At 42.8% G+C, this 26,522-nt stretch carries 19 protein-coding genes; 1 reads left to right on the plus strand and 18 read right to left on the minus strand.

Features of this window, described 5'->3' with window-relative positions:
- Positions 1-5: 5 nt before the first annotated feature.
- The 3 genes from LCL89_RS07810 to LCL89_RS07820 form a co-directional block, all read right to left on the minus strand.
- Positions 6-362 (minus strand): hypothetical protein, encoded by a 357-nt coding sequence (locus LCL89_RS07810; RefSeq protein ID WP_224809403.1) that lies wholly within the window; start codon positions 360-362, stop codon positions 6-8.
- 5 nt (positions 363-367) lie between these two features.
- The gene (locus LCL89_RS07815) at positions 368-793 is read right to left on the minus strand and encodes an ATP-binding protein (protein ID WP_224809405.1); all 426 of its coding nucleotides are present in this window, start codon (positions 791-793) and stop codon (positions 368-370) included.
- A 244-nt stretch (positions 794-1,037) separates the two neighbouring features.
- A complete protein-coding gene (locus LCL89_RS07820) occupies positions 1,038-2,114 on the minus strand; it encodes an undecaprenyldiphospho-muramoylpentapeptide beta-N-acetylglucosaminyltransferase (protein ID WP_224809407.1) in 1,077 nt (358 codons plus the stop codon).
- A 105-nt stretch (positions 2,115-2,219) separates the two neighbouring features.
- On the opposite strand from LCL89_RS07820, the gene LCL89_RS07825 reads away from it, so the two are divergent.
- A complete protein-coding gene (locus LCL89_RS07825) occupies positions 2,220-3,566 on the plus strand; it encodes an MATE family efflux transporter (protein ID WP_224809409.1) in 1,347 nt (448 codons plus the stop codon).
- 117 nt (positions 3,567-3,683) lie between these two features.
- Here the strand turns inward: LCL89_RS07825 and LCL89_RS07830 are convergent, their stop codons facing one another.
- The 15 genes from LCL89_RS07830 to LCL89_RS07900 all read right to left on the minus strand — a co-directional run bounded on the left by LCL89_RS07830 (position 3,684) and on the right by LCL89_RS07900 (position 26,508).
- Positions 3,684-5,108 (minus strand): aldehyde dehydrogenase family protein, encoded by a 1,425-nt coding sequence (locus LCL89_RS07830; protein WP_224809410.1) that lies wholly within the window; start codon positions 5,106-5,108, stop codon positions 3,684-3,686.
- A gap of 161 nt (positions 5,109-5,269) precedes the next feature.
- A complete protein-coding gene (locus tag LCL89_RS07835; protein WP_197315281.1) occupies positions 5,270-6,457 on the minus strand; it encodes a NupC/NupG family nucleoside CNT transporter in 1,188 nt (395 codons plus the stop codon).
- A gap of 307 nt (positions 6,458-6,764) precedes the next feature.
- A complete protein-coding gene (gene safA / locus LCL89_RS07840; protein WP_404813417.1) occupies positions 6,765-7,361 on the minus strand; it encodes a SafA/ExsA family spore coat assembly protein in 597 nt (198 codons plus the stop codon).
- A gap of 217 nt (positions 7,362-7,578) precedes the next feature.
- On the minus strand, positions 7,579-8,694 hold the full coding sequence (locus tag LCL89_RS07845; protein WP_224809412.1) for a Ger(x)C family spore germination protein: 1,116 nt from the start codon (positions 8,692-8,694) through the stop codon (positions 7,579-7,581).
- Positions 8,691-9,869, minus strand: a complete 1,179-nt coding sequence (locus tag LCL89_RS07850; protein WP_224809413.1) for a GerAB/ArcD/ProY family transporter — start codon at positions 9,867-9,869, stop codon at positions 8,691-8,693. The genes LCL89_RS07845 and LCL89_RS07850 overlap by 4 nt, the downstream gene beginning before the upstream one ends.
- Positions 9,784-11,382 (minus strand): spore germination protein, encoded by a 1,599-nt coding sequence (locus tag LCL89_RS07855; protein WP_224809415.1) that lies wholly within the window; start codon positions 11,380-11,382, stop codon positions 9,784-9,786. Before LCL89_RS07855 ends, LCL89_RS07850 begins: the two co-directional genes overlap by 86 nt.
- Positions 11,383-11,487: 105 nt before the next feature.
- The gene (locus LCL89_RS07860; RefSeq protein WP_224809417.1) at positions 11,488-12,780 is read right to left on the minus strand and encodes an NCS2 family permease; all 1,293 of its coding nucleotides are present in this window, start codon (positions 12,778-12,780) and stop codon (positions 11,488-11,490) included.
- A 156-nt stretch (positions 12,781-12,936) separates the two neighbouring features.
- Positions 12,937-14,340, minus strand: a complete 1,404-nt coding sequence (locus tag LCL89_RS07865) for a PH domain-containing protein (protein ID WP_224809430.1) — start codon at positions 14,338-14,340, stop codon at positions 12,937-12,939.
- Between the two features lie 40 nt (positions 14,341-14,380).
- Positions 14,381-14,863 (minus strand): PH domain-containing protein, encoded by a 483-nt coding sequence (locus LCL89_RS07870; protein WP_224809431.1) that lies wholly within the window; start codon positions 14,861-14,863, stop codon positions 14,381-14,383.
- Between the two features lie 558 nt (positions 14,864-15,421).
- On the minus strand, positions 15,422-16,234 hold the full coding sequence (gene proC, locus LCL89_RS07875) for a pyrroline-5-carboxylate reductase (RefSeq protein WP_224809433.1): 813 nt from the start codon (positions 16,232-16,234) through the stop codon (positions 15,422-15,424).
- Positions 16,235-16,455: 221 nt separating this feature from the next.
- Entirely contained in the window at positions 16,456-17,961 is a 1,506-nt protein-coding gene (locus LCL89_RS07880; RefSeq protein WP_224809436.1) for a potassium/proton antiporter, read from the minus strand.
- 127 nt (positions 17,962-18,088) lie between these two features.
- Positions 18,089-19,252 carry a sporulation protein YhbH gene (gene yhbH / locus LCL89_RS07885; protein ID WP_224809438.1) on the minus strand — a complete coding sequence of 388 codons (1,164 nt, stop codon included), beginning with the start codon at positions 19,250-19,252 and terminating at the stop codon, positions 18,089-18,091.
- Positions 19,253-20,048: 796 nt separating this feature from the next.
- Positions 20,049-21,350 carry a 2-oxoglutarate dehydrogenase complex dihydrolipoyllysine-residue succinyltransferase gene (gene odhB / locus LCL89_RS07890; protein WP_224809440.1) on the minus strand — a complete coding sequence of 434 codons (1,302 nt, stop codon included), beginning with the start codon at positions 21,348-21,350 and terminating at the stop codon, positions 20,049-20,051.
- Complete coding sequence (locus LCL89_RS07895) at positions 21,337-24,204, minus strand: 2-oxoglutarate dehydrogenase E1 component (RefSeq protein ID WP_224809442.1); 2,868 nt, start codon at positions 24,202-24,204, stop codon at positions 21,337-21,339. Before LCL89_RS07895 ends, odhB begins: the two co-directional genes overlap by 14 nt.
- A 201-nt stretch (positions 24,205-24,405) precedes the next feature.
- Positions 24,406-26,508 (minus strand): RNA degradosome polyphosphate kinase, encoded by a 2,103-nt coding sequence (locus tag LCL89_RS07900; RefSeq protein WP_224809444.1) that lies wholly within the window; start codon positions 26,506-26,508, stop codon positions 24,406-24,408.
- Positions 26,509-26,522 lie beyond the last annotated feature (14 nt).

The raw sequence follows: 26,522 nt of genomic DNA on the forward strand, positions 1-26,522 counted from the left end.
AATTCTCATTTCAATCGTCGTTTATTTTCTACATACTTCGGTAAACGGCTTTCGAAAATAGCAAATGAAAGTACTCTTAAAAAGATAGGATAAAGAGCTAAGAGTCCAAGCAAATCCCCGACTCCACCCAAAAGAGGGGTGGTAAACATGACAACGGCGAGAATGACCATTAAAATGAAGGTCACGCGTCCGGTCATACCGTTGACAGGCGTCCAATTTCCAGCAATCGTTTTGGTATCCTGTTCCAAGAGCTCAAAGCACCGATAGTGAAAGGGCCGTAAACGAAACCAACTGGAAGCGGTCACTAATTCATCTCGATCTTGTATTTCTTTATAACAGTAACGACACATGTTTGTTCTCACTACATCTACTCCTGACGAAGATATTTTTTCATCAGCAAACACTCATTTCCTTTATCATTATACCGCAAAACATCCATGACCCGAAACATTAAAATGATTCCTCGTCCATGATCATCCAGATCTGTGACATCTGGAAACCAATGCTTCATATCACTGGATAATTGAAAATCCCGCCAATCGAATCCGTTACCCTGATCTCTTACACGCGCAATCAGTTTCCCATTCAAGAAATGGATTTTCAAATGGATAGGTGTTTCTAAATCCCTCTTGTGCCCATGCTCCCAAGCATTGATGATGGCTTCGGATATTGAAGCATCCACCAACAACTGATCTTTTCCGAACTCCTTGACCAAATGTGGATATATCTCTCTTCTTATCTCCCTCAATTGTTTAGGATGAAAGATGTCAATTTCATAAGATGCTTTCAACAACCCATCTCACCTCTTTATAATCGCTCCCTCAGAACAATCTCCGCTCAAGAAGGACCGTTTTTAGTTGTAAAATATACTTTCGTCTTCCATATTCCCTAAATTGGAGTCATTTAAAAGGGATAAGGATATATTTTACAAATGTTTTTGATAGAATCGTTAATTTAATTTTATTGCCAGTAAAAAGATAGAAGGGAAGGGTCAACAATGAAAATAAATAAAGCCCTCTATAGAAGAGGACTTTAATTCACTTATTTTTTTCGTGATTTTGTATAATTGAAACCACTCGATCCTTTGTTTTTTCACTTTGATATTTTTTCATATTTTCTTTGATCTGATTTCCATTTTTCATCAGCTTCTGCAATTCTTTTTGGAAAGTTTCATCGGTCAGCTCTTCTTCTTCCAGCTTATAGGCATACCCTTGGTTGACAAAAGAGTCTGCGTTGAGAATCTGGTCTCCTCGACTTGCATTTCTGGAAAGAGGAATGAGAAGCATAGGTTTACGAAGTGCAAGAAATTCAAAGATGGAGTTCGATCCCGCTCTTGATACAATGTAATCGGTCGCTGCGAATAAATCTTTCAATTCTTCATTCACATATTCGAATTGGGCATAACCCTGTCTTTGGATAGAATCATCTTTGTTGTTTTTTCCGCAAAGATGAACGATTTGAACTTCTTTCAATAGTTCATCCAGGTTATTTCGGATGGCATCATTGATTTTTTTCGAACCGGTACTTCCTCCCATGACCAAAACGACCGGTTTGCTGGCATTAAAGCCACTATAAGAAAGACCTTTCTCTTTACTCCCTTCAAACAATTCCTCCCGAACGACAGCACCAATGTATTCCGCTTTTTCTTTCGGCAGGTGAGTCATTGTTTCTGGAAATGTAGCCAGCACTTTTTTTGCAAAAGGGAAGGATAATTTATTCGCAAGACCCGGTGTATAATCCGATTCATGGATGATCGTCGGAACGTTTTTCATTTTCGCGGCCGCTACGACAGGCACGGAAACGAATCCACCTTTAGAGAAAATGACCTGCGGCTTCACTTTACTGATGATGCGCAGCGCCTGAAGTCCCCCTTTTAACACCTTAAAAGGATCTTTGATATTTTCTTTGGATACGTACCGACGCAATTTTCCTGTAGAAATTCCGTGGTAAGTCACCCCATCCAAAGATTCAATCAATTGTCGTTCTATACCGTTATAAGAGCCGATGTAATCAACTTTGTACCCTTGCTTCTGGAATTCAGGGATTAACGCCAGGTTCACGATGACGTGACCGGCCGTACCTCCACCTGTAAACAAAATCCTTTTGCCGTTCATGATTTCAACGTCCTTTCTTTCTATCTTTATCTAAAATGAAATGTATGAGTATGCTATAATCCTCGTATTACTCTAATGGAATTGTAACAGAAAAGGAAGGTCTCTATGCATGAAACCCGTTCTCTCCGTGAAAAAATCAAGCTTTTTACATATATCCTGTTCCCTATATTAATCACACAACTCGGTATGTATGCGATGAATTTCTTTGACACCGTGATGTCTGGAAAAGCAGGTCCTGAAGACTTGGCCGGTGTAGCCATCGGAACGAGTGTATGGGTCCCGATCTTCACCGGCCTCAACGGCATCCTCATGGCCATTTCACCTATCGTCGCCCAATTGAAAGGCGCAAAAAATGAGAAGGGGATCCCTTTTGCGGTCAAACAAGGAAGTTATTTAGCCATTGTGTTATCTCTAATCATTCTGCTCACGGGGCTTTTGTTACTTGATCCGGTATTGAGTCTGCTTGAGCTTGAACCTGCAGTCAGACACGTAGCCAAATATTACTTGGTGATGTTAAGTATCGGGATCGTCCCATTGTTCCTCTTCAATGTACTCCGTTCTTTCATTGACGCATTAGGTCTTACAAAGATATCGATGTTTATTATCCTGGTGACGCTCCCAATTAACATTCTTTTCAACTATGTATTCATTTTCGGAAAATGGGGGGCTCCTGAACTCGGAGGTATCGGTGCCGGGCTCGCCTCTGCCCTCACATACTGGGTATCATTCATTTTTGTGGTTTTGACCATCCACCTTTACCCACCCCTGAAAAGGTACCGTATTCTTAAAGACTGGATTATTCCTTCATGGAATGAATGGATCAAACAGTTGAAAATCGGAGTGCCTATTGGATTTGCCATTTTCTTTGAAACGAGCATTTTTGCAGCTGTAACGTTCTTCATGACCGCTTATGATACATACACCATCGCTGCTCACCAAGCCGCCTTGAATTTCGCGTCTTTTCTGTATATGGTACCATTGAGCATCGCTTTCACACTAACAATTGTTGTAGGGTTCGAAGCTGGAGCCAGACGTTATGCAGATGCGAGAACTTATAGTTATATGGGAATTTTATCAGCCGTAGGAATGGCAGTGATTGCCGGTTTGATCTTATATATTTTCGATGACTCCGTTGCCCGTTTATACAGTTCAAACCCGAAAGTGATTGAATTGACGAAGAACTTCATTTTCTTTGCGATTTTCTTCCAGCTTTCAGACGCTTTCGGGGCACCCATCCAAGGTGTTCTCCGCGGTTACAAAGATGTGAACATCACCTTACTGATGGCATTCATTTCTTATTGGGTCATCGGGCTTCCAAGCGGGTATATATTAGCCAATTTCACTTCGTTAGGTCCTTATGGGTATTGGATGAGTTTAATCATCGGCCTTACTGCCGGGGCACTGACATTGCTGGTCCGTATGCTGTCTTTACAGAAGAAACGGTTAGGTTAGTCGAGAGTATGAAGCAGTAAATGGATAGAGCTGATACAAATTGAAATAACAACACAAACCATGAACAGAGCTAAACAAAGAAAGCTGCCTTATTCTACAAGGCAGCTTTCTTTTTCATTATTTTAGATTCATGACAATCAGCCGTTCTTCGGTCATATCTTCAATTGTATACTTCGGTCCTTCTTTGCCCCAGCCACTGGATTTCACACCGCCATACGGCATTAAATCTACACGATACTGAGAGGAATCGTTGATCATAAGACCTCCGACTTCCACATTCTTAGCCGCATAAAAAGCCGTGTCGATATTCTGAGTGAAGATTCCACCTTGCAAGCCATATTGAGATTCGTTCACTTCTTCAATACAATCTTTAATATCAGTGAATGGAATAATATTAACGACTGGTGCAAATATCTCTTCACAAACGACTTTCATGTCATTATGGACATCAGTCAGAATTGTAGGTTGGAACATGGCCCCTTCACGGTCACCACCATGGAGGACGGTTGCACCTGCATTCTTCGCTTCTTCAATCCACTCTGCAGCACGTTCAGCCTCTTCTTCACTTATCATAGGACCTACATCCGTATCGGGATCGTTAGGGTCACCTACTTTAAGTTCTTTGATAGCCTTGATGAATTTTTCCTGGAACTCCTCCCGTACATCCTCATGAACATAAAGTCTTTGAACAGATATACATACCTGCCCTGCGAAAGCATAGCTTTTAGCAGCCACGTTCTCAGCTGCCATATCAAGGTCTGCTTCTTTATCGATAATCACAGGAGAATTGTTACCAAGCTCAAGAATCAGCTTGTTCAATCCTGTATTCTGCTTCAACTTCAACCCAACAGCTGCGCTTCCAGTGAAAGTATAAAGATTGATACGGGAATCTTCCATCATTTGATTCCCTACGGTCGAACCAGAGCCTACAACAACATTCAAGTAGCCTTTCGGTAAACCAGCCTCCTCAAAAAGTTCAGCCAGTTTCAATGCTGAGATCGGAGTCTTGCTCGCCGGCTTCAGAACGACGGCATTCCCTGATGCGATCGCCGGGGCAATCTTATGAGCCACTAAGTTGATTGGAAAGTTGAACGGGCTGATTGCGCCTACCACTCCGACCGGCACCTTGATTGTAAAAGCCATACGATTTTCTGAACCGGGGGCTGCTTCTACCGGCACCCCTTCTCCATGGATACGCTTCGCTTCTTCTGCGGCAAGCTCGAAAGTTTGAGAAGCGCGATCGATTTCCGTCCTGGCTTGTTTCAAAGGTTTTCCGGCTTCCATCGTAATATTTTCAGCAAGGTCTTCTTTATTTTGTTTCAACAGTTCGCTGACACGTAATAAAATTTCATATCGATCATAAGGGGTCATTGCATTCGATTTATATGCTTTATGTGCAGCATCGATTGCCTGGTCTACTTCTGATTCTGACGCTTTGGCAACTTTTGCGTAAGTTTCCTGTGTATATTTGTTCAAAACATCCATCTGTTCATCTGTATCAACCCAGTTTCCACCGATGTAAAGTTTGTAACTTTTGACCATTTAATATTTCCCCTTCCTTCACAATCTATTGATTGTATTGCCTTTAAACAAATTTCATAAACGTACGAATCCTGACCTCCTTTGTTCAACTTGAAAGAAAATGAATCTAAACAAAAAAAAGCCTGAATAGAGGGAAACTCTACTCAGACTTTTTCGATAACTTATAGGAACAATCCTGCAATTGTTGCAGAAAGCATAGAACCTAATGTCGCACCAACTAGAAGCTTAAGACCGAAACCGGAAACTCGTCCACCTTTTTCAGAATCGATTCCCTGGACCGTACCAGCAATGATTCCGATAGAGGAGAAGTTAGCAAAACTAGTCAAGAATACAGTTACGATTCCTGCTGTTTTGTCAGAAACTCCGTCCAGCATGCTTTGGAATTCCAGCATAGCGACGAATTCGTTTGTAACGATCTTCGTACCCATGATTGCACCTGCATCAAGTACTTCAGCTGTCGGAATACCCATCAGCAAACCGATTGGAGCAATAATATATCCTAGAAGCTCTTGAAGGGTGAATCCATTGAATACCGCTCCGAAGATTGCGTTCACAAGCTCTAGGGAAGCAATGAAGGCAATCAGCATGGAAGCAACGATCAATGCGATTTTACCACCATCAAGGGCACCATTACCCATGGCTTCGAAGAAACTTTTAGCATTGGATACATCTTGAATATCCACATGGTCTTCTTCTTTTGAAACTTTAACTGGTGAAATGATTGAAGCAACAATCAAAGCACTGAACATGTTCAATGGCAGAGCCACTAGAATATATTGGTCAGGAAGCATATTCAAGTATGCACCGACGATTGAAGCAGATACAGATCCCATAGCTGAAGCACTGACGATATAAAGACGGTTATCGTTCAAATTATGGAACTGTGACTTGATCGCAAGAAGCGCTTCAGACTGTCCGAAGAAAATACTGTTTACTGCGTTGAACGATTCAACTTTAGGAAGCCCTGTAATTTTTGAAAGACCCCAGCCTAAGTACTTGATGATGAAAGGAAGTACTTTAAGGTAAGTCAATACAGACAAAATCGTTGCAAAGAAGATGATGATCAACAACACGTTGAAGAAGAACACACCATTTTCTCCGACTTCTACTCCACCAAGAACGAAGTTTACACCTTGGGTACCGAATTCAATTAATTTGTTGAATCCCCAAGAAATTCCTGATATGATAGTTTGTCCAATCTCAGTATTGAACATGAAGAATGTAATTAGCAATTGAGCTCCGATCATGATTCCAATGCCTTTGAAGTTTATGTTTTTTCGGTCATTGGACATAAGGAACGCAATTCCAAGAATAACGCCTACAGCAAGAATACCTAAAAGAATATCCACGGATAAATCCTCCCCTAAATATAAAATAAACTATTAAAACACAAAAATGAAAATGCTTACATCATGCATTACCATATTGGATTTTATCAGGTTGTCAGACGTCATGCAAGGAATAATGTAAAGCTTGAATATTCATACAATAATAAAATCAAAATTTCATTGATCACTTCGCATGCAAGAAACCCTTTAATATCAAGCATCCTCTAGTCATTAAACAATGATAAAACTGTATAGACACCCATGTAAACAGGTGAATGATATCTTTAATAAAAAACTGCCGGCGAGCAACACCAGCAGTTTTTCTCATTTATTGAGTGATGAACATCTGAGTCCAATAATGTCCATAACTTCCGCCTTTGGCATAACCGACACCGATTTGTTTCAAGTTCGGATCTAAAATGTTTTTGCGGTGACCTGGACTGTTCATCCAGCCATTCACCACTTCCTGTGGTGTCCGCTGGCCTGCAGCGATGTTTTCTGCGGCTCTGCGGTAATTGACATTGAAATCCTGCATCATTTGGAACGGTGAACCATAGGTCGGGGACGTGTGTGAGAAGTAGTTTTTATCTCTCATATCCACCGACTTGTAGCGGGCTACCCTGGAAAGCTGCCAATTGGCTTTCAAAGCAGACAGACCGTTCTTAGCACGCTCCTGGTTTGTAAGATTGATGACTTGCTGTTCAATTGATTTGATATTCGTCTTCAAAGGAATCGTGACACGATCACCAGGATAGATCAAATCAGGGTTTTGTATTTGAGGGTTCGCGTTTATGATTTCTGAGAGACCGATTTGATACCGCTGAGATATCTTCCATAACGTGTCCCCGCTTCTAACTGTGTAAGTATCTGTTGCAGCATGAGTCGATTGAGGTGCTTGAATGAACAACACCGCCGAAAGCATCATGACACCAAACCACATCCATAATTTCACTGTACTCGCTCCTTTGTTTTGTAGTCAGATGTAGTTTGGCTTAAAGAGTCAGGAATATGTGTCTCATTTAAAAAAGAACAGGTAGAAATTCCTTTACGTTGGTTCATTTTCTAGGATTCCTACTTTTCTATAAGAAAGTGTCGTCAACAAAACTGGACGATCACAACAAACTTCAACCTATTCTCTATAGTTAATTGACCACTCCGTACTGCTGAATTTTCACTTTCACTTTTGGTGTGATTTCCATTGTCGGGTAATACTCATCCCAGTCAACCTTTTTGTAAAATTCAGGGTGGTAGGCATGGGCTCTACGCCCCAGTGCAAACACATCGCTATTGGCTTCTTTCAACTGTTCAACCAGCCTTTCAGCATCTTTGGTCAACAATTCACTCAATTCTTTATTCAACATTTCGATCGTTTTTTTCTCGCTCAAGTGATTTTTGGGGTATTCCATGATACGAACTTTTAAAGATAGATCGAGATCAGCCGTTAACTCCCCACCTTTCTCATTTAACTTAATGTTTCGGTTATGTTTCATAACATTGACAGAGACATTACCATTCCCTTCTTCCTCTTCTGAAATCTTCCTCGTTATTCTAGCTATCTTCCCTTTTTTATCCAAAAGCAGCATTAAGAGAGTCGTATCTTCTGGCTGAATATTCTTCTCGGTATAATGATCGTCATGAAATAGAGCTAATCCATCAAACTTGATTACTCCATTTTCATAATCTGCTTTGATGATCGGTAAAGTAAAATCCACCCCTGGCTCGAATAATTCTTCACAAATCAGTTGTAGATTCTCTCCAGAGGCATGAGTCGATGCTATTGCCCCCTCTATAATTCCTCCAATAAATTTACTGACTCTTTTAAATTCCTCTGTTTTGAAACTCAGCACATCCTTAGCAGAGCTATCTGCAAGGGCTAGAGTGGCATTCAAATTACTTTTCGGTTCCCTGTAAAATTTATCGAGAACCTGGTAAATGTCACCCTTTGCTAATTCTTTACCAATCAAAACCACCTTCACTTTAGAAGGATCGAAGGATTCAGGGATGGTGTAATCGATTTTATTCCTGCCATCTGTGACGTTCATTGCACCGGTTGAAATGACTTGTATATTCTCTTCAATCGGTCCCATCGCCGCTTTCTCTACAGAGGCAATCGATACGGTTTCTATCAGGTCCTCGTCTTCGCCTTTATCGAACCCCATTGATAAAATCAACTTTGTATTCTTAAAGTTCCGTTCATCCCAGCATCCCGTCAACAGTGTTGCAATCATGATGCATAGTAATGCCTTCTTCAATATCATTCAGCAGCCCCTCCGGTCTTTTTAAACTTTCTTATTATAAAACTGAAGGCGAGTAGAATAAATGGAAAAAAGATTGAAAAACCATAACCTGCATTGACCGTCAGCGACTTCATTTTTTCCAGGATGTCCATGTCAAACCCAATAAAGATGGCGATGATGAAAGAAGCCCCTCCTACGATCCAGTTGAACATTGCTGCTTTCTTTGTATTGAATATGCTCTTCAACCCTAAACCGGAAATATATAAATAGGTTGTATAAGATGTGGCGACTGAAACCATCCAGATTGAAATGAAAAACAAGTCAATCCTAGCGACAAGTGGGAACTCAAAGGATTTCAACATATACAATAAAGGCTCAGGTACGACCTTCATTTCTTCTGTACTGAAAAAGGTATAACTGACGATGACAGCAAAAAGATAAAAAAATAATGTAAACCAATGGGCGTAAAGAATCGTTCTCAATTTTTCATTTGCTTTTCCTTCAACCCTCGAATAAAGAATCAAAATGATAAAAAACCCGAAGAATGACAAAGTTGCTTCCTGTACACCTTTCATTATCTTTCCTGTACCTGCTTCCCACACCGGAAGAAGATACATCACATTCATCTCCTTCATGGAATAGAGCATTAATAAGAACAAAATCAACAATAACCCTGAGACCATCGTGTAGAAACGTGCGATCACTACTAATCCTGAGTTAGCTAAATAGACCCCTACTGAAATTAATAAAAGAGTTAATACCCAAAAAGGTGTATTCGGGAGAACCCACATACTGATCATCCTTCCAAACAGAAGTAAAATCAGCATTCCAACAGCAATAAAGTACAATACGTATAGGAAGGATACGATTTTCCCCCCCCATTTTGTGAACAACTCTGTATTCAGTTGGTAGAAGTCTTTTTGAGGAAACATTTTTGCGACCAGCCATAAAGCGATTAAAACAATCTGCAGAATCACACCTGAAATCAACAGGGATATCCACCCATCCTGCCGGGCGATGACATGAAGGTCGTAAGGGAGAGCAAGGACCCCTACCCCCACCTGTGTTTGGACAATCAAAAAAAAGAACTCTCGCCTGGAAATTTTCTTTTCAGTTGACTTCCCCGTCTGACCCTGAGCTGGAGGCGCCTGGGAGGTCGTCTGTTTTTGGTTTTGTGAATTGGGTTGACTGCTCATTATGCTTCCACTCCCTTGATTCTCCTTGGGCTTCTTTCTTGATTGCCCGAGAATCTTTCGGTCGTTCTTTCATCATATAAATAGGAACTCGTATGAAGGTGTCTTTCAAATCCTTAATCGTCAATGGAGCGACAGGTGACAAGTATGGAGTCCCGAAAGACTCCAATTTGGTCAAATGAACGAGGATCATCAAAAATCCGAAAATGATCCCGATGAACCCTAACGTTCCTGCCAATACTATCAACGGAAAAGTCAATAATCTGAGGATAGTACTGAATTCATTGGAAGGTACCACGAATGATGCTATTGCAGTCAGTGCAACAACGATAATCATCAAGTTTGAAACAAGTCCCGCTCGGACCACTGCATCACCGATGACGAGACCACCCACAATACCGATGGTTTGTCCGATCGGCTGAGGCAGCCTGATCCCCGCTTCTCTTATCAGCTCGATGATGACAACCATGACGAGAGCTTCCAAAATGGGAGGATAAGCAATATTGTTGATTGAACTCTTCACCTGGAGTACGAGATCATCAGGAATTACTTCAAAATGGAAACTGACAATCGCAATATAAAAAGCCGGTAGGCCGACTGCGATGATGAAACTGGTCAAACGAATCAATCTTATAAACGTTCCAGCCCACCACCTCATGTTGTAGTCATCCGGTGCCTGGTAAAACATAAAGAATGTAGAAGGTGCAATCAATGTCGTCGGGCTTCCCTCTGACATGATGGCAACCCTTCCTTCCATCAAATTACCGACAACCCTATCCGGCCGCTCTGTATTCAACATTTGAGGAAAAGGAGAAAATGTATTATCTTCAATAAATTCCCCTACATACCCAGGACTGTGAACCATATCTGAGCTGATAGATATGAGGCGCCTATCCACTTCCGCTAACAATTCAGGATCTGCAATCCCCTCTACATAAATGAGGGCCACATTCGTATCGGTGTACTTTCCAAACTTATAGTATTTGACGGTCAAATCCCGATGCTCGATCCTTTTTCTTATTAAGTTGATGTTGATCAGCAGATTCTCTACAAATCCGCTATGAGCTCCCCTGACAATCCTTTCATTGATGGGCTCATCTACTGCCCGGTTGAATGAAGCAGTAACAGCAAATTGTGAAATGAGGCGGCTGCCGTCTTCCATATGAACAGCATGTCCTCGGAGCAAACTATCAATGGCCTCCTCCAGGTTGTAGGTGACTTTTGCAATCGGTATATCGTTTACCCCTTCAATTTTACCTTCCTCCAAGGGTGTAAAAATGGAATCATAAAGCTTTCCCTTGTCAACAAGAGACTCAAAATATATCAACGCACTGTTGCCTTTTTTCATAATTCTTACCTTCAAATCACTGGAGTTGTGAAACTCTTCAAGTAAGTAATTGACGTTATCTTCTAATTTCGTCGAACTTGGATATTTCACTTCCTCAGCATTATCACTTAATTGACGATCATGTAATCGTTTATGATCTCCGAAAAATAACCGTTTGAAAAATCCCATTAGCATCACCTAAAAATTAGACTTCCACCGGATAAGAGAATCTATTCTTTATACCTTCCATAAAAATGAAAAAACCACAGCCGGTGGCTGTGGTTATCTTTTATATTAATGTGCAGGGAAGAATATCATTTGCAGGATGAAGATGATTGCGAATAAATAAAGAATCCAGTGAACCTGTTTTCCTCTGCCCATAACCAGCTTCAAAATAGGATACGTAATGAACCCTAAAGAAATTCCAGTAGCTATGCTGGACGTAAGCGGCATCGTCAAGATGATGATGAAAGCCGGAAAAGCATCATCGAAAGCTCCCCAGTTCACTTTAGCAAGCCCTTCCATCATAAAGCATCCGACAATGATCAAAACGGGCGCTGTGATGGCCGGTAGACCGGATACCGCTCCGACAATCGGCGCAAAGAACATAGAGATGATGAACAAAACGGCAACAACAATTGTTGTCAATCCTGTACGTCCTCCTGCCGCAACCCCTGAAGATGACTCGATATATGCCGATGATGGGCTGGTCCCGAACATGGCACCTACAGTTGTGGCTGACGCATCAGCCATCAGGGCTGCCCGGGCACGTGGAAGGCTTCCATCCTTTCGAATGAATCCCGCCTGTTCAGCCACTCCGATCATCGTCCCTGTCGTATCAAAAATCGTGACAAGTAAAAAAGCGAAAACGACCGTGTAAAGTCCATTCGCAAACACTCCACCCAAATCCATGTCCCAGAACACAGGGGCAGGAGGCGCGGAAACGACTTTTGTTATTTCCAATTGTCCTGTAAAGAATCCAATCACTGCCGTAATCAACATTCCGATAAATAATCCACCCGTCACTTTTCTAGCAATCAAGCTCAACGTTATGAGCAGGCCTGCAACTGTAAGCAGTGTCCCGGGAGTTGAAAGGTCTCCCAGTGTAACCAAAGTCGCCTCACTTGAAACGATGATTCCTGACATACGGAGTCCGAGAAAAGCAATGAAAAGTCCGATCCCTGACGTAATCCCATACTTCAAAGAAGCAGGAATGGCAGTAATCAACGTTTCCCTTAAACTCGTTAAACTCAAAATTACGAATAAGATCCCAGCGAGGAAAACAGTTCCCAAAATGACAGAATAACTGACATCCTGCTGTACCACTTCAGTCACAAAATAAGCATTCATCCCCATCCCCGGAGCGATCGCAATCGGATAATTAGCGGCAAAAGCCATAATCAATGTACCCACAACGGCTGCGATGATTGTAGCCATGAACACTTGATCGAAAGGAACCCCGGCATTTGAGAGTATCGCCGGATTGACTACGACTATGTATACCATAGTCAAAAATGTCGTAATCCCGGCAAGTATTTCAGTTTTTAATGTAGTATTGTTTTTTTCTAATTGAAATAGATGGTTCAAGTTTCTCACCTGTCTTTCATACGTTAATAACACCGATACTCATGATAGGTGTTTCACGAACAAAAATCAATACTTTTTAATTAAATGTTCGTATTTTAGTGTTTTACACTCAAAAAAAAGAGGCTGACGGGAGATGTCAGACCTCTTTTCCATTAATCATGAATAAGGACGGTACCAATTCAGAATATGTTCGGCATCTTTCTGATCCATATAAAGACAGGGAGCAACAACAGTTCCTGCCCCTGACTTCAATGCCACAAGCAGGCTTTTAAGATGCGCTCTTCGCTGCAACACGCTTTGGTTTAAATATGTGGATTGAATCCTGTATTTTTTCATGATGAACGTTTGCTTGATGAAGGACCGGCTCTTCAACGAGAGTTGTTGGCCAGATAAATTCCAGCCTGCATCACGGTACGAAAGCCAGCCTATCCCGGTAAAGCCTAAAGCTGCAAAAATGGAAAGAAGTCCATAAGGATAGAAGAAATACGACACGGGAATGCAGGCGGCCCAGGCAAACCATGAAGAACGGATCATATACCTTATTTTTGCCCTGGCAGGTAGTCTATTGTATTCCACATCGATTTTGTAATCTTTCAATACATTTTTCAGGACGTGTGGGATTTCCGTTTTTTTTATCATTGGGAGAAGACGCAGCTGCTGCTCTGCTTCCTTCTGGATGGACCCACCTGCACTGATCAACGTTACCGATGCATACCCAAGCGGCTGCCTGATCCAATTTTCATCAATCCGAATACCTTGAATCCGGTTCAGCGGGATCGTCATCTGTTTCTTTTCAAGCCATCCTCTCGTGATGACCAGATCTTCTCCATCCAATAACACGGTAAAGCGTGCATACCGGAGCATCGTAAGTAGTATGGATATTCCATAAGCGACCAGGACGATCACAAAGATTGCAGCAGCAACCACCAGCACGCCGATTTTGATCCAATTCAATACTTCTTCATATATGACTCCGACAGGAAGGATATCCAGAATCTGCGAAAAGAAAAACCCGACTCCTGATAAAACGACACCGGCGCCACCTGATGTAACCGCCATGAGTACTAAATCCTTGTTCCTCATTTCAAACACTTTCGTTCTCTCTGGCTGCTGAGGGGCTTCATCCTCCCCTGCTTCTGTTCCTTTCCCATGGTTTTTAACATCAAATATCAGCCCTTCCAGCTGATCGGCTTCCATGCGGGAAATTGCTGTAAGTTCAGCTTCCGCTTGTTGATTACCCGTAGAACCAGCGGTCTCGACAGTCACTTTCACCAATTGGAATGGGCGGTGAAAAATTCCTTCTGAAAAATTCAAACTCTGGATGCGGTCTATTGGAATATAACGCTTTTTTCGAAAAATCAATCCATACTCTATTCGCAGTTCCCCGTCTTCCAACCAATACCTGAATCTAAGCCACCGGATCACTCCGAAAGATAAAATCAAGAGGAGCGCACCGGCCCAGATCAACAACGGGATCCATTCCACATCTCCCCTGAACATATTCCCGTTGAATAAGAAAACGATGATCAAAGGAAAAATCGCATCTTTTAAGCTTTTCATAAAATTGATGATTGCAGAAATGGGATGTAACTTCCTCGGTTTATACATCTTCTTCTGCCACCCTTGCAAAGGATGAGATCGACTGCCTCAAATGTTCTGCTTCCTCTTCATCGAGTGCTGGAATTTCATGTACGGTGGCAGCTGTAGAAATGCTGATCGTGGAAAGTTTGAATTTCCGGAGCAAAGGTCCCTGTTCTGTATCCACATGCTGTACACGAACCATTGGAACGAGCGTGCGTGTGATGATGAAAAGTCCATGCTGCAGTTCAATATCCTGCTCAGTCACTTCATAGCGCCATCGTTTCCAACGGATACTCGGAATCAGCCAGATGAGAAATACCGTTTCCAAAACCAAAATAGCTGCAGCTATAGCGATCAACCACCAAGGCCAGTCAAAGAGGATCACAAGAATGATCCCCCCGATGGTGAGTAGCAGCGTAACACTTGTGTAAATCACCCCGTAAATCCTCCAAAGCGTCAATGCACGCTGTGAAATCCTTTTTGAAGGTTCCAAACCATTCAACCTCCTTAATTTGAAAGGCTCTGTTAAAGCCTATTGTTGATATAATAGTCCCTGTCTGGGATTAGGTGTTCGGTCCGTTATTTACTCAGAGCATGGGATGGCAGGGAAAACAGTCCGCTTTCCGCGGGGAACGCTTGAGTCTCCTCGAACTTCGTTCTCCGGGGTCTCACCTTGTTCCTTTTTCCCGCAGGAGTCTACCTTTTTTCCCTGCCATCCTGTTCGTTGTTGGTGTAACGGATTTCGGTTGTGATCTTTCTAACTCTTCTACTTTGAAGAGGCGGCCTTTTAGAATGGCGAGACTCCTGTGGGATATAGGTACATCGTGAGACCCCGGAAGGCGCAGCCTGAGGAGGCTCACGGTACCCCACGGAAAGGGAGTCATTCTAAAAGGCCGCCTCATACAAATTCCAGGACAGAAAGAGCTGATATGAGCTCACATGTGAAATAACAACACCAAACAATAACAGAGCCAATTGAAAAAAAGTCCACTTGTAAATGAAGACTTGTAGACCAGTAAAACCAGACATGGAGTTCATGTCCGGCTCTTAGTGTTAATCATTATTCACCTTTGGATAATTTTTTCGATAAGTTTGTACACGCATTCATCGCCTGGATGACGGAACTGCGCATCCCGGACTGCTCCAGGGTTGTGACACCTTCAATCGTCGTGCCTCCAGGCGTACATACGGCATCTTTAAGTTCAGCAGGGTGTCTTCCTGTTTCCAACACCATTTTGGCAGCTCCCATAACGGTTTGTGAAACCATTTTGTAGGCTTTGTCTCTAGGAAAGCCCTGCTGTACAGCCGTATCCGCCATCGCTTCTATAAACATATATACGAATGCTGGTGAAGACCCACTAACGGCAGGTACCGCATCCATCAATCTTTCTTCAATGACTTCTGCTTCACCGAAGCTTTTGAACAGTTCCAATACGTCTGATAATTCTTCTTCCGTCACAAAATCATTCGGACACAATGCACTCATACCAGCCCCGACAAGGGATGGAGTATTCGGCATAGAGCGGATGACTTTGACACTTTTACCGAACGATTCTTTGATCGCATCCAGCGTAATGCCGGCCGCTATTGTAATCACAACCGTATCATCGGAAACCTCTGATTTGATCTCCTGAATGACCCCTCTATATATATACGGCTTGACCGCTAAGAATAATAGGTCACTTTCTCTCGCTACCCCTTTATTGTCGGTGGAAACCTCAATGCCATATTCATCACTGACAAAATCGATCGTTTCATCAGACAATGCGGTAGCAGAAATGTCCTCTGCTTTTACAACTCCCGCATCGATCATTCCCTGAATCATGGCCTGGCCCATGTTCCCACAACCGATAAATCCAATTTTTCTATTCAACACTAAACCCTCCTTAACCTCTTCATTGTATTAGGATACCATACTGTTCCCGTTCTATAGAAAAACGTATAGATTTCATAGATGGTTCTAGTAAATATATCATGTTTTGCACCATAAAGGTTTACAAATATATTCCTATTCCCTATAATAATAAATGTAATCTTCATATCATACTGAACCACCCAAAATATCATAGCTGCTACGAAAAAAGCCGAGCTGGTTTAAGCTCGGCTTTTTTCGTATTCAGTTTCGTGATCTACAACAGCTTCTAGAAGCCGCTTGACTTCCTTTTTACTTTTTCTTGAAACTAAAATGTAAAGTGTATCCCCCGTTTTGATTTCAGTCTGACCATATGGGGTGATAACGTCTCCGTCACGAATGATCGCATTGATCAACGCTCGATCCGGCAGTTCAATGTTTTCCAAGGTCTGCCCGACAATTTGGTTGCTCTCCATGACATCGAACTCCATCATTTCAACATTCGCTTTCCCTATCGAAATGAGTTCCAGAGAGTGGATCGGATTCGTCAATTTATCAGAGACAAGATTAAACCTCTCAGCCACCCAGTTGATCGATGAGCCCTGCACAAGTGCGGATGTCAATACAATAAAGAACACGACGTTAAAAATGACCTGACTGTTTTCCAGTCCTGCCATCATAGGAAACAGAGCCAAAACGATCGGTACAGCCCCTCTTAATCCAGCCCATGACAGGAAAAGCTTTTCTTTATTCGTGAATGAAAAACCGAGAAGACTTAAGTAGGTCGCTATCGGACGGGCGATCAATATAAGAACCAGAGCGATCAACAGCCCTTTGATCATGACAGGTAATGTAAAGACCTCTGTCGGAAAGACGAACAGCCCCAAGATGATGAACATCAATATCTGCGCCATCCACCCGAACCCTTCATGGAACCTTAAAATTGAATACCGGTACGCCAATTCCGCATTCCCGATTAAAACAGCAGCTACATAAACAGATAGTAAGCCACTCGCTTGTAATAATGAACTTGTACTATACGCTAAAAAAGCGAAACCTAACGCAAATAATGGGTACAGCCCACTCGAATCAAGGTTGATTCGATTCAATGCGAAGCTCCCGAGATACCCGATCAAGGCTCCGATCAGGAATCCTGCCCCCATCTGCCAAAAGAATTTTCCTGTCATAAGAAGAAAATTGGCTTCTGAGGTGGTCAGCAATTGGATGAAAGTGATCGTCAGAAAAACAGCCATCGGATCGTTGGTTCCTGATTCCGCTTCCAACGTCGCTTCAAGCTTCCCTCTGATATTTTTCCCTTTGAGTACGGCAAACGTAGCGGCAGCATCCGTCGAACCGACAATGGCACCTACGAGCATCGCTTCCACCCATGAGAGTTGCAGTATGTATTTCGAAGCGATGGCGACAATTCCGGTTGTCAATACCACCCCCACTGTAGCCATTGAAATGGAAGGTGCAATGACCGAACGGATATCCCTCCATTTCGTCTGCATACCACCCTCGAAGAGGATGACAATCAGTGCAAATACACCGATCAACTGGGCAATTTCAGGGTTATCAAAATAAATGAACCCCAGCCCGTCACTTCCGACAAGCATCCCTACCCCGATAAACAAAACGAGAGAAGGAACACCAAGGCGTGTGGAGAATTTCGTTACTACGATACTTACAATCAGTAACAAAGCAACAAGCATAATGAATTGATTGGATTCTAAAAGTTCTTGGATCATTTTTCTAGCCCCTTTGTAAACCTGCTCCTTTTATTATAGCAAGCTGAAAGGAAGGCATGTATTAATTCAACTTATAGAAGCACAAAAAAAAAGAGCCAAGATATGCCTAGGCACTTGACCCTTTCCTCTAACTCAGAACTTCCTTTGAACCTTCTTCACTGAAAAATTCTTTCATGGCGTGGAAGACATCTGCTTTTCGTCTTAAAATATAGTGACGGAATTTAGGATGGTCAATAGATTTGTAGGCTTGCATCAAGCTTGAGGAGCGGTTATATTGGTTCACTTCCCCATAGCCGAACATTTGTGAAACTTCTATCAATTCTTCTATCAATGCCAGACACCGTTTGTTATCTGAAGTCAGGTTATCCCCATCAGAGAAGTGGAAAGGATAAATGTTGTATCTTTCTGGTGAATATTTAGTATGAATCAGTTCAAGTGCTTTTCTATATGCAGAAGAACAGATCGTTCCTCCACTCTCCCCTTTGGAGAAGAAGTCGTCTTCGCTTACCACCTTCGCCTGCGTATGGTGGGCGACAAATTCTACTTCGACCGTTTCATAGTTTTTACGTAAGAAGCGGTTCATCCAGAAGAAGAAACTGCGGGCCATATACTTTTCCCACTGCCCCATCGATCCACTAGTATCCATCATAGCGATGACGACAGCTTTTGAGTGGGGTTTGGTTTTCTCATTCCATGTTTTGAAACGGATATCTTCCGGGTAAATTGGTGCGAACGAAGATTCTCCACTTAATGCATTTCGCTTATAGGCTTCTAACATCGTTCGTTTCTTATCGATATTTCCAGTCAATCCAGTCTTTCTGATATCACTGAATTCAATGTCCGTATGAATGATATTATCTTTCTCTTTTTCATCCAAGTTCGGCAAGGTCAACTCTTTGAATAAAGCTTCCTCCAGTTCAGCCAGAGAAACTTCAGCTTCATAGTAGTCTTCACCAGCTTGGTCGCCGGCTCCGTCTCCATCTCCAGGCTTTCCTTTTTGTTTAGGTGCTTGTGCAACGACATCTCCGACCTGACTATCTCCGTCTCCCTGCCCTGCGTGTTTGTTCTTTTCATAGTTATAACGTATTTTATATTCATCCAGCGAACGTATCGGGATTTTGACGACTCGCTTTCCATTCGACATCACAATATTCTCTTCAGTAATCAAATCTGGCAACTGTTTATTCATCGCATCTTTGACTTTCTCTTGATGTCGCCGTTGATCGTCATAGCCTTTCCGATGGAGGGACCAGTCGTCTTCGGCGATAACAAAACTCATCTCTTCATCCATATATTTTCTCCCTCCTAATCGAGTATTACTCTATCGTATGCAGGTCCATGTAAATGGATGAAAGATATTAGAATATGTGTGCTTTATTTCAATAAATGATGAAACGACCCATCACTTTTCATGAGTTTACGGAATACAATCGCATTGATAGGTGACTTTATTTGGTGATCTGCCTACTCCAATCACCTGGAGGTATCCCCCTATTGAACTTAATCTGAAAGTTTATTTGCTCTGTAATTACGCTGGTCAATAATTCTATTTTTAAAGCTCAGTTATTGCTTGGTGTTGTTATTTCACATTTGAGCTTATAACAGCTCTTTCTGTCCTGGAATTTGTAGGAGGCGGCTTTTTAGAATGACTCCCTTTCCGTGGGGTACCGTGAGCCTCCTCAGGGTGCGCCTTCCGGGGTCTCACGATGTACCTTCATCCCACAGGAGTCTCGCCATTCTAAAAGGCCGCCTCTTCAAAGTAGAAGGGTGGCAAAGACCATAATCGAAGTCCGTTACACCAACTACGAACGGGATGTCAGGGAAAACAGGTAGACTCCTGCGGGACAAAGGAACCAGGTGAGACCCCGGAGAACGAAGTTCAAGGAGACTAAAGCGTTCCCCGCGGAAAGCGGACTGTTTTCCCTGACATCCCATACTCTGAGTAAATAACGGACCGGACGTCTAATCACAGACGGGAACTATTTAATAAATGTTTAAAATATCAACAACAGACTTTAACCGAGCCATTTTTAAAGAACCTTAATGAAAAAAGCCTGCCAGAGTACATCCGGCAGGCTTACTGATCATTATCCTTCTAATAAAAGATCATAAGGATCTTCAATCATTTCTTTGATTCTACGCAGGAATTGAACAGCCTCTTTCCCATCCACGATACGGTGGTCATAAGAGAGGGCAATGTACATCATCGGACGAGCTTGAATCGTATCATCCGGCATGACTTTCGCGCGTTTTTCAATATTGTGTAATCCAAGAATACCTACTTGCGGGGAATTCAGGATCGGAGTTGAAAGCATGGATCCGAAGATTCCTCCGTTCGTGATAGTGAAGGATCCGCCTTGCAGATCTTCAAGCTGAAGCTCTTTGTTACGAGCTTTTGTCGCTAAATCTGCAATCCCTTTTTCAATACCGGCAAAATCCAGACGGTCCGCATCACGTACGACCGGAACAACCAATCCATCATCTGTTGAAACAGCCATCCCGATATCATAGAACTTCTTCTTCACAATTTCGTTGCCTTGAATTTCTGCATTGATCAATGGGAACTCTTTCAATGCACCGACAGCTGCTTTCGTAAAGAAGGACATGAATCCAAGCTTGATATCATGCTTCTTCTGGAAAGACTCTTTTCTTTCGCTGCGAAGCTTCATGACATTTGTCATATCCACTTCGTTGAATGTCGTCAACATCGCGGAGTTTTGCTGTGCATCTACAAGACGCTTAGCGATTGTCTGACGACGGCGGGACATTTTGATGCGCTCCACCGGCTTATCGAATTCTGTTTTTTCATTGTTCTGTTCTTTCTTCTTCTCTTTCTTAGGAGCTTCTTTCTTCTCCTCTTTTTGAGAACCACCTTTTGATGCTGCTTCTACATCTTCAGGACGGATGCGGCCAAGTGGGTCGCGAGCAGAAATCTCACTCAAATCAATGCCTAATTCACGTGCGCGCTTACGTGCGGCAGGAGTGGCAACGACATCTTTTTGTTTGTCATCAGAAGAAGACTGTTGCTTGGAAGAATCTTTATCTTCTTCTTTCTCCTCTGTTTCTTGCTGCTTTTTCGGCTCATCTTGTTTCGGCTCTGACTTTTCTTCTTCCTCTTCCTGAGAAGAATCGTCTTCTGAGCCTCCAGCCTCGCCATTCTCATCTACAGTAGCGATGACATCTCCGACTTCGACGTCATCTCCTTCTTCTTTCATCAATTCGGAAATTACGCCGCTTGCATCAGCATTCACTTCGACGTTTACTTTATCAGTTTCTAATTCTAAAATGGGATCGCCCTTTTTCACTTGATCCCCTTTTTTTACCAGCCATTCTGCTATAGTACCCTCTGTGATGGATTCAGCTAATTCAGGCACCTTAATTTCCTTCATGTGAATTTCCTCCTTTAGACATCTGTAGCGCTTCGTGTATGATGCGATTCTGCTCTGTTTTATGGATGTTAGGTTCTCCAACGGAAGGAGAAGCACGGTGCGGTCTACCTACATATCTGTGAATTTGGCCGTCTTTCAGCAATTTGTGAAGAATACCTTCAACAAAGTACCAGCTGCCCATGTTTTGAGGTTCTTCCTGTACCCATACCAATTCTTCCAGGTTCGGGTACTCCTCTAACATTTTTGCAAGCTTCTCTTCAGGGAACGGATAAATTTGTTCGACCCTCACTGCATCGATCGTTTCGAAGGACTCCTCCGATTTCTCTACAGTATCTTCGATATCGACCATGATTTTCCCGCTTCCTAATAACAACGACTTCACTTTTTCTTTATCTTTATCCTTAGATAAGCCGGGCTGCTTCATTAAGGATTCGAATTTCCCTTCACTGAATCGACTTCCCTCAACCGCGACTCTTTGGTTTCTCAGCAGGCTTTTCGGTGTCATCAATACAAGTGGTCGTGCCTCTTCTTCATTACTGATCGCCGCCTGTCTTCTCAATAAGTGGAAATATTGAGCCGAAGAAGTGACGTTTGCTACCGTCCAGTTATTTTCTGCAGCCAACTGTAGGAATCGCTCTAAGCGTGCACTGGAGTGCTCTGGTCCTTGTCCCTCGTAACCGTGCGGTAGTAAAAAGACCATATTGGACTTCTCTCCCCACTTGGCACGGCCGGCAGATACGAATTGGTCGAAAATGACCTGACCAGCGTTGGCGAAGTCTCCGAACTGTGCTTCCCAAATGACAAGCCCTTCGGGAGCCTGAACGCTGTAACCATATTCAAATCCGATGACTCCCGCTTCAGAAAGCGGACTGTTATGGATATCGAAAGAAGCGTTCGCCTGCTCTAACCCGTGAAGCGGGCAATATGTCTCTCCTGTTTTTACATCGTGAAGAACAAGGTGACGGTGAGCGAATGTCCCGCGTTCCGTATCCTGGCCTGTTATACGAATCGGCTTCCCGTCTTCTAAAATAGAAGCGAAGGCTAAGGCTTCTGCTGTGGCCCAATCGACTTTCTGACCATCATCCAGCATATTGCTTCGACGTTGAAGGATTTTTTCAAGCTTCTTGAATCCATTGAAGCCTTCAGGGCGCTTAAGCATGCCTTCATTCAAGCTGCGCAGCCTGTCGATGTCGATGGCTGTTTCAATTGAATCCAATGGACGTTCGACTCCGCTTGGGCGATCTTTTACATCAGGAGAATTCGCTTCATGTTCACTCATATTGTTATAGATTTCACGAAGCTTTTTCTCATTTTCTTCTTTTATCTTATCCAGTGCTCCCTCTTCGACAACGGACTCACCCCGGAGTTGCTCTTCGAATAGAGCTGCTACTGTAGGATGATTATCGATTTCCGCATAAAGTTTCGGCTGTGTAGCCCGAGGTTCATCCATTTCGTTATGACCATAACGGCGGTAACCGATCAAGTCGATCAAAATATCTTTATGGAATTCCTGGCGATATTCATAAGCAAGAGCCATCGCAGACATACAGGAAATCGGATCATCTGCGTTAACGTGAATGACAGGAATTTCAAACCCTTTGGACAAATCACTCGCGTAGCGGGTGGATCGACCATGTTTACGGTTGGTGGTGAAACCGACGAGGTTGTTGGCGATGATATGAACGGTACCTCCTGTACGATAACCAGGAAGATCACTCATATTCAATGTCTCAGCTACAACACCTTCACCGATGAACGCTGCATCCCCGTGTATGAGTAAACCGAATGCTTTATCTTCATCCATTTCGGCATACCCTGCACTAGTACGGTCATCTTGAGCCGCACGAGTAAACCCTTCGACTACCGGATTTACGTATTCCAGGTGAGATGGGTTATGACTCAAGGTCACGCGGGTAGCCGTTTGTTCTCCATTCTCGATTTCTTTCTGAGCTCCGAAGTGATATTTCACATCTCCTGTCCACCCGTAGTTGATACCGGTGGAACCTTCTGAAGGAACAAGTTCCTTATCAGGTGAATGGTGGAATTCAGAGAAAATCCGGTCATACGGCTTACCTAATACGTGCGCCAGAACGTTGAGGCGTCCGCGGTGGGCCATCCCCATCATGATATGTTTAATCTTATCTTGGGAAGCAGATCTTACAATATGATCGAGCATCGGCACCATCACATCAAGCCCCTCGATAGAAAAGCGTTTTTGAGCGACAAAAGTTTTCGCAAGGAAGTTTTCGAAACCTTCCACTTCAGCTAACCTTTGCAATAGCTGCTTCTTCTCATCATTACTCAAAGAGACATGGAATGACCCCATATCAACCTTGTTTTGCAGCCATTTTCTTTCATCTTCATTATGGACATGATCGAATTCGAAAGCTATGTTTCCTGCATATCTTTCCTTCAGTGTTTCAACAACCTGAAGCGCGTTTGTTAAGTTCTTAGGTGCTTCAGGCCACACCCAGGAGGCAGGAATGTTTTCCAGATCTTTTTCTGTCAGAGAATAGGTTTCCAAGTCAAGCAGGTTCGTGCTCGGCCTCTCATCATTTCCGACAGCATAAATACTTGCCCTCAAATGACCATGACGACGAATAGCCTCAACAAGTTTCAATGCTGAGGTCACTTTTGTAATATCTTTTTCAGACGTTGAAGCGACACCGTTTGATTTTTCCGGTGCAGCTGCTTTCATCCAATCTGGTGCGCCGTGCTCTTCAAACATTTCTTTCAATGAAGGATCGACAGCACTAGGATCGTTTTCAAATTGTTCATATTGTTCTTCGATATACCCCATGTTGGGGCCATGGAAGTTTTCCCAAAATCTTTCATTGGAGCCTTGATTAGACACGTGTTATACCCCCAAGCAGTAATTGGCTATTATTTCTTCGAAAACGTTTCCAAGTCCATCTACTATTATAGAATTGAAACGCTTACGTATTCAACAATTTTCGCTTATTTTTTCATATTTCCAGTATTGCCATTATTATAACAATAAAGACGCACCAGTTGGTACGTCAATATAACTTTTTTCCTTTAAAGCGACAAAAATCTATTCTTCGTCCTCAAGAACCCTGTAAGCCTTGTCAAAAATCAGCAGCTGACTGTTGATTTTCCGGTCACCCTCTGTGGGTTGTACATAACGATAAGTACCATCTCCCTGCTGCTCACGGGCTTTCACGTTGTCCTTAAGCATGATGGAAAGTATTTCTTTCAGCCTGTTTTTATGGTCGGAATCAAAAACAGGAAAAAGAAGTTCGACACGTTTAACCATATTTCTCGTCATCATGTCGGCAGATGATAAGAAGAGAGAGTCCTTCCCATTATCATGGAAGTAGTAAATCCTGCTGTGTTCTAAAAACCTGCCTACGATGCTGATGACTCGTATATGGTCACTGACTCCTGGTATTCCAGGACGGAGGCAGCAGATTCCACGTACGATCAGGTCGATTTTCACCCCGGCTTGAGAAGCTTCATAGAACTTCATGATCAAACTCTTATCCGTCAAGGAATTCATTTTTGCAATGATGTGGCCATTTCCATACTGCTTTTGGTTATGAATTTCCCGTTCGATGTACTGGATGAATTTATCCCGTATTTCAAATGGGGCCATAGTTAAATGATGAAAATGAGGTTTTTCAGTGAATCCACTTAAGTAGTTGAAAAAATCAGTGGCATCAATACCAATCTCTCTCTTGGAGGTGATTATTCCCATATCAGTGTACAGCGTAGCTGTCTGGTCATTATAATTCCCTGTTCCGAGATGAACGAAACGCTCAATTTCCCCATGTTCTTTTCTCACAATCAGTGTTATTTTGCTATGAGTCTTCAAATAAGTCATCCCATAGATGACATGACAGCCTGCTTTCTCCAGTTCTTTAGCCCATTGGACATTTTTCTCTTCATCAAAACGAGCTTTCAATTCTACTAATACTGTAACCTGCTTTCCATTTTCAGCCGCCTTTTTCAAAGCTTCGATTATGGGCGACCCTCCACTGACACGATACAGCGTCTGTTTGATGGCAAGAACATAAGGATCTTCTGCTGCATCAGCGACTAAATCCACCACGGGTTCAAAAGATTCGTATGGATGGTGCAGAAAGATGTCTTTCTCCTTAGCTGTCTCGAAAATATCCTCGTTCCCTTCCAAATCTCTCGGCGGCTGCGGGATCAGCTTTTCGTATATGAGATAATCTTTAAAACCGGCAAGTTTTTTATGGAAACCAAATAAAAAAGTAAGGTCGAGTGGACCACCGATTAAATATAAGTCGTCTTTATGAATCTCCAGGACCCTCAGCAGGAAATGGACGACTTTTTGATCGTACTTTTCCTCCCGGACTTCAAGGCGGACGGCAGCCCCCCATTTTCTTTTCTTCAACTCTTTCTCTATTTCCTTAAGAAGGTCGCGTGCTCCTTCCTCATGGATGGTCATGTCTGCATTTCTTGTAATACGGAACTCTGTGATGGAATGGACCGAATATCCTTTGAAAAGCTTTTGGATGAAATGACTGATCACATCTTCCAATAGCACGTATTCATAGGTGTTATCCTGATTGAGAGGGATGAATCGATCCAGCACCCCGGGAACTTGCACGATTGCTGTTTTTTTCACTTGATCAGTAAGGTCTAAAGCATCCTTGATGACGACCGCCAGATTGATGGATTTATTCAATAACATCGGGAATGGACGATAGGCATCGATGGCCATCGGCGTCAACACAGGGAAGATATGCTCATCAAAATACTGTTCAAGATATATGATCTGCTCTTCTGTCAAATCTTCCATTGATAATATGGAAATTTTCTCATCCTTCAACTCCTGCTGCATGGACTGATAGATTTCATACTGCTTGGTGATCAGCTTATGATTGATGGAAGAAATCATGTAGAGCTGCTCTTTCGGAGTCATCCCTGCTTTGTTTTCAGGCTTATTGAACCCCGCTTTCACTTGATCTTTCAACCCCGCTACACGTACCATGAAGAATTCATCTAAGTTGGATGAACAAATGGCTAAAAACTTCATCCTCTCCAACAGCGGATTACTCTTGTCCACTGACTCATCCAAAACCCGCTCATTGAAACCGAGCCAGCTGATTTCACGGTTGTTATAGTAGAGCGGATTGCCCAAGTCCCGTTCATTTTTTTCTGAAGACATGGAAGCACTCCCCC

This window comes from Halobacillus yeomjeoni (genome assembly GCF_020171525.1).
Taxonomy (GTDB): Bacteria; Bacillota; Bacilli; order Bacillales; family Halobacillaceae; genus Halobacillus; species Halobacillus yeomjeoni.